The organism is Acidithiobacillus thiooxidans ATCC 19377, from assembly GCF_009662475.1.
In the GTDB taxonomy this organism is placed as follows: domain Bacteria; phylum Pseudomonadota; class Gammaproteobacteria; order Acidithiobacillales; family Acidithiobacillaceae; genus Acidithiobacillus; species Acidithiobacillus thiooxidans.
The window spans coordinates 589,399-600,881 of record NZ_CP045571.1 but is presented as its reverse complement, the minus strand read 5'-3'; the positions used below and the strand labels follow the sequence as shown (position 1 = coordinate 600,881).

Below are 11,483 nucleotides of genomic sequence, written 5' to 3'. Positions count from 1 at the left end.
TGGCATGCCGTGATGGGGAAAGCATAGTGCAATTCAGCGAGCCAAGTCGTCCATTATTATTGTGATCGGGTTCCTCAATATTAGCTAACAGGCATCTGGACAACCCAATGTCTGCAATCAGTCTGTACCGGCCCTTCAACTTGGAATTCCCACAGAACACCGTTGACACGAGCTGCACAGACCATAGCTCCATAAAGTGGTTACAACCGCATTACTACCATAGGGCACTCCGAATAACTCCGCCGGACGAAAAGCAGACCTAAAAGAATCAAATGGTTGCAGATCGGCATTCAGCAAAAACTAGGGTTTTTCGAAGTGCCACATAGCCTTCTGCATGCGCCTCTCACCGATTGTCATTTTTCAACCCAGTGCAGGCATGGGTCACTCAGGTCTTTGTCCTCCCGACTCTTGGGTTTATAACCAGGATTCGCACATAGCTCAAAAAGCTTGGCCAGAGTACCAAAGATTTGGCCAACCACACCTAGTAGCCCATTAGTGCAGCTTAGTCGAGGGCGCTTCAGCAGGCCCACTCTGGATCACCGGGAAACCGAAATCCTCCAGCACTTGTTTGAGTTTGTCCGTGATCTGTGTCCGAGCCACTCTGACGGCCTCGTAGTCTAGGCTGCAGAGCAGGTTTCTGCGTCCATGCTTGGGCTGGAGATAGATATGGATCATATTATCTAATCCATCCTCCAGGAGGACCCTACAGTCCTTTGCAGGAAGGTGCTCTTCCTCAATCTGTTTTTTTGCTGCTGCAGCGACCGAGAAGACCATCTCTAGCAGGCGATCCTCCCTGGAATCGGGTTCATCATCCACACTTTCCAGAAAGAATTGCAAGGGGGCACAGGCGTCGAGCGTTTCTACCGGCCAGCCCAGTGCTTCGGCTTGGGCCTGGATGAGCAATTCCGGATTGGGCCAGTGGAGCTTGCTTTGCTCTGGAAACTCCAATCGCCCCACCAACAGGTACATGGTAGGCGTCGTCACACGGCTATAGTTCCATGGATAGGGGGCTGTGGCTGTGGGCGTGTTCAATGCCCACAGCTGCATTGGGCTGGTATCTCTCAAATGGTAAATCGACTGCGGTTGCTGAACCCAGTGGATTTTGCCACGCGGGGGTATGACACCCTGCTTCTTTAGAACCTGGGATAGCGCCTTGCGGTCAGCCGCTCGGCATTCTCCGGACCAGGGGGCCAGGAAGGGAACGGCAATCAGGAGGCTGCGGTAGTCATTTTCATAGGATTTCGCACAAGCCATGTCAGTAGCCCGATCCCAAAAGTATTGCCAAAGATCGGTCAGACCCTCGGCACGGAGCGTTTCAAGCACCGCCTGAAAGGCTTCGTCGTCACGTTCGTACATGATGCTGTAGAGCGATGTCAGCAATCGCGACATCTCCGAACCGTGCTTCAGTGCATTATCGACCGCGTGCGCGAGCGGCATCATTTCTCCCAGAAGGGCCTCTATTCTGGCGCTACGTTTTCTCATGATGGCAGCGAATCCCAAGTGCTTCTTTTGCTGTGGGCTACAGCGGCGAAATAGGGAACATGCTGGCCCGCCCACTTCATCCCAAGGTCAATCCACGGTTTGCGAGCTGGTCTGCCGTCTCATTTTCCGGATGACCATTATGCCCACGCACCCACTCCAGCCTGACCTTGCGGGTAAGGTACTCCTGGTGCAGCAGTTTCCAGTGTTCCTGGTTCAGTACCGGCGATCCAGAAGCCGTTTTCCAGCCCTTCCTGATCCAACCGGGAAGCCATTCCCCCAATCCCTTCAGGGTGTATTGGCTATCCGAGCAAAGAATTACTTCTGCCCCTTCGGGAATCCTGCGCAAGGACTCAATGGCCGCTGTCAGTTCGGCAATATTGTTGGTGCCCCGTTTCTGAATAAAGCCGCAATGTTCCGTGCGCTCCCCATCCGGCGACTCGATCACTGCTCCCCAGGCACAGGGGCCGGGATTGGTTGGGCCACAGGACCCATCACACCAAATTTTCCATACAGTCACAAAACGATTCCTCTCGCACTGAAAGCTTGCGTCCAGAGTATAACGCAGTCGGTCACGGTGTCCCCAGCAGCGGTAGCCCAAGCTCCTGCAGAAAGGCATTGTGGCGCTGCGTGGCCTCTGCGATTTGGTCCTCCAATGTGGTCAGTTCCTTGTGGACCGCCTGCAGGTCGATTTCTTCCTCGGCCTGGGCTGTGCTGACATACCGGGAGATGTTGAGGTTATAGCCATTTTCCTCGATCTCGGCTATCGGCACCCGGCGTGCGTAACGACCCTCCCATTCACCCCTGCCCTGATTTACTATCTTCCGTCAGACCCGCAAATGATTCCCTCTCCGCGTCTCGCTCGCTGGTATCATATTTCCCCTCGCCAGCAGGTTTTCCCCCCGCGAGGGCATTGAGTTCGGACTGAGTGGCTGCCAAGGCTTCCTTCTCTGCGTCTGACACTTCCTCGACAGGCCCCTGCCCATTGGGCGCCTGCCCTTCCAGCTTTTTCTCGATATGGGGGATGGGTAGCGTTCCACCCGACTCACCCAGAATGGCCTTGTAGTCTTTCCTGGCTCCGGGGATGGAATCGCTCTTCTCTGGCCACCGAATGGATGCCCGATCGAGCCATTCCGGGTTCTTGAAATAGAGCAGCTGCTGTCCATAGATGGGGTGAAAGCCCGCCGCGAATACCAGCATATCGCCGGGGGTCTTGATATTGGCGCCTTCCTTTTCCGGTCCCCGCAAGGTCATGACTTCATCCGCCGTCAGCAGGGCGCGGGACTGGTAGCTGAGGCTCGTCGAATAGCCCTTGTTCTGGCTGAACATGGAGCCGTCGAAACTCTGGTTGTCGTTTTCCATGGTCACCGTACGGGTGCCCAGCATGTCAGAGATCCACTTGGCCGTCTCCACCTGGTTGGGCGCGTAGGCCGCCCGGATGTGGCAGTTGCCAATGATGGTCTTGGCCCCGGCCTTGCCGTAGCCGTGGCCTTCATCTTCCAGCTGGGCAATGTCCTGGGTGATAAGGTACAGCTTGACGTTGTAGCCTGCGAGGAAGGCGATGCTGTCCAGGAATACATCGAGTTTGCCCAGGCTCGGGAACTCGTCGAGCAGCAAGAGCAGCCGATGCCTTCCCTTGGCGACGATTCGCCCGTCTTTCGCTTCCAGGCGTTCTTCTGCGGTGAACTGGGAGGCGATCTGGTTGAGCACCAGGCGAATGAGGGGCTTGAGCCGGTTCTTGTCTTCCGGACTGGTAACCAGGTACAGAGAGACGGGTTGTTCGGCGTCCTGAAGGTCAGTGATGCGAAAGTCCGAATACTCGGTCCACTTCGCGACGATGGGGTCCCGGTAGAGGGACAGGAAGCTCATCATGGTCGAAATGACACCCGATTTTTCATTCTCGGCCTTGTTCAGCATCTCCCGCGCGGATTGCGCGATGACCGGATGCACTTTGGTGAACTGGCCGTTGCCGTCCCTCCAACCATATTGCTCATCCGGGTCATGCTCCGTCTGCATCATGCGTTCAAAGGCTACGTCCACGCTTTCCAGCGTAGGATCGTTGAGATAGGCGGCAACGCCCCGCAGGGTCTTGTCCGGCATGGCGTAGAGCACATGCAGGATGATGGACGTGAGCAGGGCAAAGCCGGTTTTCTGCCAGTGATCGTTCAGTCCCTTGCCATCCGGGTCCACAATCATCGTGGCAATGTTCATCACGTCCTTAACTTCGTACTGGGTTCCGACACGCACCGCATCCAGTGGGTTGAAGTGGCAACCTTCTTCGGATACCGAGCCTGGTGAGAACTTCAGGATGTGGTGCCCCATGGCCTTGCGGTATCCCGCCGTCAGGTTGAAGTTTTCCCCCTTGATGTCATGCACGACCACCGAGTCCATCCAGCCGTCCAGCAACGTGGGCAGCACCAGGCCCACGCCCTTGCCAGATCGGGTCGGGGCAAAGACCAGGATGTGCTCTGCCCCTGTGTGCTGGAGTGGAGTGGCCACCCCGTTCTCGACAAAAGCCCCAACATAACAGACATGCGGAGAGTCAAACCGGTCAAAAACTGTCGGCTCCGGGATCTCTGACAGGCGTTTCTTCTCGCTCTCCGCCTTCTTCTTCCGCCATTCGGCGGCCTCCTTTTTCCGCTTTTCCTGCCGGTCTTTCCAGTGGGTCCAGTCGGAATCTCCCTTGAGCCCCTTCGCAGGGTGCAAGCCCTTTGCAGGGTGCAAGCCCTTCGCAGGGTGCAAGCCAAGCCAGGGGCGCAGGGAGTCCATCACCGTCTTTGGCGGGGGAGAGGGCAGGAGCGCCGCGCGGATCGCGTCGCTCTTGCCCGCCCAATGGGCTGAGCCATGCACAGGATTGTCCAGGACGGCTTTTTGCGCGTCCTTGTGCTTTTTCCCGAGCATCCCCGCCGTGAGCATTCCCAGCACCACGGCAGGCAGACCGGCATCATAGAATGCCTGATGAATCACTGGATAATGAATGTTCAGGATCATGGGGCGCAGGAAAGGCAGAGGATTATATAGACGCCAGCCGTAAGGCAATGCGATGTAGGCATGCGCCTTCTGGATGAAATCATCGGTCCACTGGTAGCCAGGAAACACGTCCCTGGCCACATAGGATATGCCTAGCGTGTAACCGAGGACGCCAACCGCAACGCCAGCGAGCGTCGTCTTGAGCCTGCCGCCCCGGGCGAGACGCTGGACCTTGTAGTCTGAGACGGCGGAGTCAGGGGCATGGATCTTGTTTACCATCTCGAAGTCCTTATGGGAGAACCGGCCACGAGTGGGAGCCGCCTGATGATGCAGGCGTTACCGCCTGAGCAGGTTTTGCCTGCCAGCGAAATTGAGGAAAGGGATTGGTCGGCAATGCCGCATTGACCTGGTTGCCCCAGGAGACGGGGCGCAATCCGCCGTAGGCGGCGGGCTTGCAGCCGGCAGGCTTGCAGCCGGCGGACGTGGGTACTCCAGCGGCACCCAGTATCCGGTTGGCATATTGGGCATCGCCCCGGAGCCGCCCGGAATTGTACGCCTCAAAGGCGTGGTAGAGCGCTTGTTGGCCCCGGTAGCCGCTGGCCAGCGCCTGTTGCCAATCCATGTGCAGGATCTCGCCGCCAGCCCGAAGGTTGGCGCAGGCATTGAAGGCTGTCCTGGGAGTGAGCCCGAAGGCGGCGAAGTTCCCGGTATCCACTTGGGCCAGCCCGACGTCGACCCGCTGGCCAGCGGCCATGGCTTTCCGCAAATACTGGATGGCCTGAGCCCGACCGCCGGGAGTGACCATGCTCCGCGTGCTGTTGTTCCACATCGCCAACGGGCGGCCCCCGGACTCCACCTGCACAATGGCGGCCATCGTCCGGGCAGCGACCATAGGGGCGCATTCGGCACTGATCTGGGGTAATGGAATCATTGCGAACTCCGTGATGATTCAGGGTGGGCATCTTCCGATTCCAGAAGCCGATCGATCAGCGCGGAGACGCTCCATCTCGCTCCCTGGAAACGTTGCAGACGTTCCAGCACGTCGGCAGGCAGGGTGATCGACATGGGGCGAAGGCGGCGCCCCGGGTGCTGTTTCTCCCGGCGGCACGCCAATTCCTGCAGGCCCTCATCGGATAGAGAGCGCACCTTCTGCGTCACGATCGCCGTTCGCTTTTCAGGCGAAAGCCCGGCGCAATCGTGTTCCGTCCGGACGATGATGCTTCCGCGCATGTTTCTCTCCTTACCCCTTTGCAGGGTGCAACCCGTTCGCAGGGCGCAGCCCATAGGGATTGAGGTTCGGCCCAAGCGCAGGCTCGGTGCCTGCCAATCCCGTCTGCATGGCCGGGTCGTAAGGGCCGGGGAACACCATGTCGTGAGCCACCACCACCGAGAACAGATAACCAGGATGAATGGTGATCGTGGGTGCTATGTCGATGTACTTTTCCAGCAGTTGGGATTCGGCTTCCCCAAAGGTCTGCGCCAGGGATTGCTCGCTGTCCTGAAGAGCCACATTCCCGGACATCTGGCCTGTCACACTGGTTGAAGTGGACGGAGAGGAAATCGCCATCCCTGCATCCACGATCGACATCAATAACGCATTCCTGAAGATCAGCCAGGTGTGGTCATTGACCTCCCCGGCGAAGCCGGCGTATCCGGAACCGCCCGCTCCTCCGTATCCCGGCAGGTTCATGGTGGTGCCGTTCGGAAACTCGATGCGTGTCCAGGCAACGGCCAGCCGGTTGATGCCCAGGGCGGTCTGGGTATCATAGGTGCCTACCAGTCTGGCGCCGGCAGGGATCAGGAGCGTTGCCCCGTTCACGGACGAATAGACATCCTCGCTGACCACCGCCACGATCTCTCCCGGCAGATAGCTCTTGATTCCCGTCTGCAAAACGGCGGGGATGACCGATCCAGAAAGAATCTCGTAGGGGCTCGTCTCCCGTGTCACCAGGGGCGGCGGGGTCTTTTTCTTCGTTTTTCTGGCGCCATCGGCTGCTTGTTCTGCATCAGCCAGGGCTGCCCCCGGCAGGGCCATAGGGAGAACTGTCGGGGCCTGCGCGGACGGCGTTGACCCCTGCGTTTTCCAGGCAAGGCCCTCACCAGATCCGCTCCCGGCGCTTCCCGTACCCAGGGCGGACGCGAAGGCGGCGTCCTGCGTTGCGTAGGGATTCTTTTGGGGTCCTGTGGACGCTGGGGCGGGCGTTGGATGGGACTGTCCACCCGCGCTGTTCGTGGCCACGGTTGCCGGCGTGTCCGCAGCCCCTCCAGGAGCGGTAGGCTTGTGGACCTGCTTCCGATGCTTCGGGGCGGCAGGTGCGCCAGTCCCGTTCGCCGGTCGGATGGTTTTGGCCTGCGCCTGCGGCCTGGCGTTCCCGAACATCGAATGACTTTGCAGATACTCATAGCCGCCATAGGCGCCCAGTCCAACCACCGCAGCCGCGATATAAAGTGGCGTCCGTTTGATACGCGTCGCCATCCGGTCCCTGTCCGGCTTGACCTCTATCCCGGGCTGACCGGCTTGTGGTCCTTGCTGCCCGCTAGGACCTTGCTGCCCGCCAGGGCCTTTGCTGCTATCCATGGCGGGCTGTTGCCCTGCGGGCGGCAGCCCCTTCTTTTTCTGGAGCAAATCGGAGAAAAAGTCTTTGCCGCTTTTCATGGCTATGCTCCTGCCTCGTTCGTGAGGCGAATTTCGGCCAGGTGACTCCAGTGACCCGTGAGCAGATCGATGCGGTAGGGGATGGCCCCCACGGCCAGCGTGTGCCCTTCCATGCGGTAGCCCACCAGCAAGGATTTGCCTGCCTTGTTGCGCACCAGAACCATCGGGGGTTTCCCTGTAGGCAGGCGGATATAGGTCATCCTGTCCTTTATGTCGCTGACCACGCTGATCGGCTGGACAGGCTTACAGTCGCCCGTGAAACACTGCATTTTCCAGTCGAGATCGGCATGTGTGGCATTCACATGCGGAGTATTGGCATGCGAAGCATTGGCGACGGAGGCCGTCGCCTGCCTGTCCTGGTCGCGTATCACGGCTTCCCGGGGTTGGGGGATAACGTGAGGGACGCGATAGAAGGACAGAACCGGTGTGAACCGGGAGGCACCGCTGACCAAACCCACGGTGTACGTCAACGGATAGCCATGTGGGCTGGTCGCCACGATCTGGATGCTGCCTTTGAGTCCGGCAAAACGGGGCATGATTTCCAGAATGGGATGCCTGCCGGCTGCAAGCCCGCCGGCGGCGGTCTCCTTCACGACCCACTCGGCGCTTGGGGCGCCGACCAGGGATACCGGCTTGACGCCCTTCCCCAGAATGACCACGGAGAAGTTGCCAGGGGCGGTCTGAAGCACCGGCAGGACTTGCCCCAGTGGCACGATGACCTCTCCACCTGGGCGCGTGAATACGGGGAGCTGCGAGAGCGTGCCCAGGGCAAAGGCCCGCACCGATTGTTGCTCCACCGCCTGGATAGGCTCGCCATAGTGGATGTTCATGCTGTGCCGAAAGATCTGGGCGGTGTTCACGATCCCGGCAATCGGTGAGGATTGTCCAGCAACTTCCGGCGCCTTCACCGTGGATGCCATGGAAGCGGGTACGCTTGCTGCCATGGCAATCGTGGCCATAATCAACACAGACCGTTTTTTCATCGTCAACGCAACGTCGCGCATGTTACTTCCCCCTCTGCTGAATGGTGACCACCTCAGAACCCAGACGTAACAGGATCTCGGCAGGAACTGAATCGACGACATAGGTGTTGCCCCGGATCTGGGTATCGACTCCGATCAGGTGTCCACTGGCATTGCGGGCCTGCAGGATGGGAAAGCCTCCGTGGCTCGCCAGCCCATGGGGCATGTCGATGAAGGTATGGGTCCCATCGTCATACACGCGCAATGGACGGATCGGTTTGCAGTCGCTGGAACTGAACCATCCGTCGCCACCGCAATGAATGGACCAGCGAAGATTGACGTGGTTGAGACGGATATTGGGCAGAGGCAGTACATTGCCTTGAAGGTCGGCAGCCGACTGATCCGTTGGTGCGTTGTCTGCCGTCTGCAAGGCTGCCGCCTGCGAGTCTGCTGACTGCAAGTCTGCTGACTGCAAGTCTGCTGACTGCAAGTCTGTTTTCCAGGAACGGACCTCGCCCCCGCTATCCTCGATCTTCAGGGCGGGAATGTAGCGCACTGCGTCACTGACCAGACGGATTTCATAGTTGATGGGCTTGCCCTGGTCGGTCGCGGCCACCACGATGTTTTGGTGGAGCCCCTTGAATTTCGGGCTCAGGAAGATTTCCGGCTGTTTCCCAACCAGCGCCTGTTGCACATTCCATTCCGATGGGCTGACGCCGACGGTTGTCACGGGCTTGACCCCATCTGGCAGTTCGATGATGCAGGTATGCAGTGGCGAACAGACCAGCACGGGCCGTCCGGCAAGGCTGCCGCCTGCAAGGCTGGTGACGGTTCCGTTCGCGCCGCCGATCACCGGAGGGGTGTTGTCCATTGCCTGGGACGCCGCCAGTGACTGGCGGACCAGCACTCTGGTTGCCGCACTTTCCGGCCCCTCGGGCGGTGTGGCGATGGACTGTTGCCACACCTGCGCCGACGCTATCTGCGCGGCAGCCTCCGGGGAGATGGCCGGGACTTTCTGGCCCGCAGACGTGGTACCGCCAGATGCGGATGGTGTCGCTGACGGATGGACTGCTTCGGTTTTCGTCCCTGCAGGCTTCGTTGCCGGATTCCCCTGCAGCGAAGCGATCGGCTTCACCGGCGGCAGACTGGTATCCACGCCTGCCAACGCCAATCCAGGAAGGACGGCGAGCCCCAAAGAAAGCCATGTTCTGTTTTTCATGTCATCTTCTCCTTACACCTGCGGACTGAAAGCAAAGTGCGTGATATAGATGCCGAAGGGATTGCCTTTCAGGACATTGGGGTTGTTCGATGGCGGGACCGTCGCGTAAGTGACCGTGCCTTGCCAGTTCTGCTCGCCATCCATGCCGCCATGCGGGCCATAGTGCTTTACCAGGAAATCGACGATGTACGAGCCACCCTTGGCCGTCACCTGCCCAACGGGAACGGCGCTCTGGATCGTGACCGTGTTGCCCTGCGTCTTGTTGGAATAGGCCGCGTAGGGATTGTGCTGCGCGTAGAAGGCATCCAGCGATGGTTCCGCACTCGATGCGATGTAGTGATAGGACTCGTCGATGAAGTGCTTTTGCACGTACTTGTCCGGGCTGCGCGTAAAAGCGAACCAGGCAAAGCGGGAAACGATGTGCTGCACCACCGGCTGGGCGAAAGAACCGGCACGCACGGCCTGCGCCAGTTCCACAGCCTTGCCCAGTTTGTCCACTTCGACGACATAGGGCACCACATGGACACGGTCTGCCTCGTACACCATACCCGCCCCAAATAGGGCGGCAATGCCGATGGCCGACAGGGCAGCGATGCGCCAGTTCCGCGCCTGAGCGATGTAGGAGCCGTAGCGCTCAAGCCATTCCTGGCGGGCGGCCAGATAATCGGGATTGCTCGACATGAAAAAACCCTCTCAGATGATTCCTGAGAGGGTATAGATCAAGGGGTGGGGGGATAACCGGGGCTCGCGCCCGGCGAGCGAGGGTATATCCAGCGGAGTGGATGTTGGGTATCTTGGGTCATGGCTGAATTCTGTAGGGGGGTGCGCATATGTCAGATTATGCCTCAACGGAGCCAGGTGGCGAACCGTTAAGCGCATGGGACTACCGTTCTCTATTCCTTCGGGATGAGACCGCGTTCGATAAATTTTACTGTCCATACTGCGATATCAGGCTAAGTAGTGTGCTGATATATGAAACTGGAGAGCTATCGAAGTCTCCCCACTTCTCAGCAAGGTTTGGTGCCCATAGATATGGGTGCGACGGAACACCTGATAGCGTTCCAAGCCATGTTAATGAACCAACGAAAAGACACTATGTGAAAAGTGTCATGCATGCGCCAGAAGTTCTGATTACTCGTCCTGCACCGCGAGCGAGCAATACCGCGCGCAATAGCAGATCTGAACCTCCGACGCCAGACGAAGTACGAAGAAGACGACGGGAGGCTGGAGTTGCTGGCCTGGCAAGGCCAAGGACATATCTATTGCAACCATTGGTAGAAGTTCGCAACGCTGTTCTTGCCGAAGGCTATGAGTTATTCGGGAGAGACCATCTCCATGAAGGCAAGAGAAACGAATGGTTTAAGAAAAATCTGAAACAAATGCCATTGACGCTGGACGATGATACAAACTATGACGACGCTTTCCGTACCCCCCGATATATCAATTGGAATAATGATCGTATTTATCACGGGAAAGGCGTTGTTATAGGTTTAGATGGATGTTACAAAATAACTAGCGAAATAGCCGCAAAAGTCCCCAATTTGGCTAAGATCCAATTTTTTGTGAAGATAAACACTTCTGCTTTGTTGAACCAAAATTCGCCGCGCTCACATCATGCACTATGTCAAAGGCTAAATGATCTATGCCAGCCAGACAAAACTATTAAGTGGTACGCCTACGGGAGGCCAGCCATTGGGGGGCGTGGCTGTGACGTTATCGTTGATAGCCTTGATTACATTTATATCAAGTAGTTCCGTCGATGATAGATATGACCGCCTCCTGCCAATCTACAAAGAAGTCTCCGTGATCATTCAGAGGATGCAGCACTTTGCAGGAACACCGGAGTTTTGATTCCAAAAGCCTTGTGAGACCGATGATGTAAGCAAACTGCGGAAGCTCAATGGTGGTCTCGCGCTTATTCGGGAATGCGGGTATTGATCCCAGCCTGAAGCAGCCATCAACCTCAGCATAAATTGTACAGAAGATGGTCCTATCTTCCAGCTGACCATGGGAAATCTCGATAAATGGTTGGTGACCATGCGCCCCAAGTACTGGATAACATTCGGGAGTTGGGATTGTTGACACCAAACCATTTACGAAACAGGCCATCTCCAGAAAGTTCGATGACGTGTTGTCATTCGTCATCATATTGCAATGTCCTGCAAATCAAATCGCGCCATGCGGATCTCGAACCAGA

The 11,483-nt window shown here is 57.8% G+C and carries 12 protein-coding genes; 1 reads left to right on the top strand and 11 read right to left on the bottom strand.

The genetic code is table 11. The features are described 5' to 3' along the window. Positions 1-492: 492 nt before the first annotated feature. The 10 genes from GCD22_RS03225 to GCD22_RS03180 all read right to left on the bottom strand — a co-directional run bounded on the left by GCD22_RS03225 (position 493) and on the right by GCD22_RS03180 (position 9,967). Positions 493-1,482 carry a hypothetical protein gene (locus tag GCD22_RS03225; RefSeq protein ID WP_153940404.1) on the bottom strand — a complete coding sequence of 330 codons (990 nt, stop codon included), beginning with the start codon at positions 1,480-1,482 and terminating at the stop codon, positions 493-495. A 76-nt stretch (positions 1,483-1,558) separates the two neighbouring features. Further along, positions 1,559-1,999: a ribonuclease H family protein gene (locus GCD22_RS03220; protein WP_031575594.1), complete on the bottom strand. Its 441-nt coding sequence runs from the start codon at positions 1,997-1,999 to the stop codon at positions 1,559-1,561. Between the two features lie 52 nt (positions 2,000-2,051). Next, a complete protein-coding gene (locus GCD22_RS03215; protein ID WP_031575591.1) occupies positions 2,052-2,300 on the bottom strand; it encodes an N-6 DNA methylase in 249 nt (82 codons plus the stop codon). Further along, positions 2,278-4,728 (bottom strand): type IV secretory system conjugative DNA transfer family protein, encoded by a 2,451-nt coding sequence (locus tag GCD22_RS03210; protein WP_153940403.1) that lies wholly within the window; start codon positions 4,726-4,728, stop codon positions 2,278-2,280. Before GCD22_RS03210 ends, GCD22_RS03215 begins: the two co-directional genes overlap by 23 nt. A 10-nt stretch (positions 4,729-4,738) precedes the next feature. Further along, a complete protein-coding gene (locus tag GCD22_RS03205) occupies positions 4,739-5,380 on the bottom strand; it encodes a lytic transglycosylase domain-containing protein (RefSeq protein WP_153940402.1) in 642 nt (213 codons plus the stop codon). Beyond that, positions 5,377-5,679 (bottom strand): hypothetical protein, encoded by a 303-nt coding sequence (locus tag GCD22_RS03200; RefSeq protein ID WP_153940401.1) that lies wholly within the window; start codon positions 5,677-5,679, stop codon positions 5,377-5,379. Before GCD22_RS03200 ends, GCD22_RS03205 begins: the two co-directional genes overlap by 4 nt. A 10-nt stretch (positions 5,680-5,689) precedes the next feature. After that, a complete protein-coding gene (locus GCD22_RS03195) occupies positions 5,690-7,105 on the bottom strand; it encodes a TraB/TrbI/VirB10 family type IV secretion system protein (RefSeq protein WP_031575578.1) in 1,416 nt (471 codons plus the stop codon). A gap of 2 nt (positions 7,106-7,107) precedes the next feature. Next, entirely contained in the window at positions 7,108-8,109 is a 1,002-nt protein-coding gene (locus GCD22_RS03190; protein ID WP_153940400.1) for a TrbG/VirB9 family P-type conjugative transfer protein, read from the bottom strand. Position 8,110: 1 nt separating this feature from the next. Beyond that, a complete protein-coding gene (locus tag GCD22_RS03185) occupies positions 8,111-9,286 on the bottom strand; it encodes a TrbG/VirB9 family P-type conjugative transfer protein (RefSeq protein ID WP_031575575.1) in 1,176 nt (391 codons plus the stop codon). 12 nt (positions 9,287-9,298) lie between these two features. Further along, complete coding sequence (locus GCD22_RS03180) at positions 9,299-9,967, bottom strand: VirB8 family type IV secretion system protein (protein WP_031575572.1); 669 nt, start codon at positions 9,965-9,967, stop codon at positions 9,299-9,301. Between the two features lie 581 nt (positions 9,968-10,548). Here GCD22_RS03180 and GCD22_RS03175 point away from each other — a divergent pair. Beyond that, positions 10,549-11,037 (top strand): hypothetical protein, encoded by a 489-nt coding sequence (locus GCD22_RS03175; protein ID WP_153940399.1) that lies wholly within the window; start codon positions 10,549-10,551, stop codon positions 11,035-11,037. Here GCD22_RS03175 and GCD22_RS03170 read toward each other — a convergent pair. Beyond that, positions 11,030-11,434, bottom strand: a complete 405-nt coding sequence (locus tag GCD22_RS03170; RefSeq protein ID WP_153940398.1) for a hypothetical protein — start codon at positions 11,432-11,434, stop codon at positions 11,030-11,032. The two genes, GCD22_RS03175 and GCD22_RS03170, sit on opposite strands and share 8 nt — an antisense overlap. Positions 11,435-11,483: the final 49 nt, after the last annotated feature.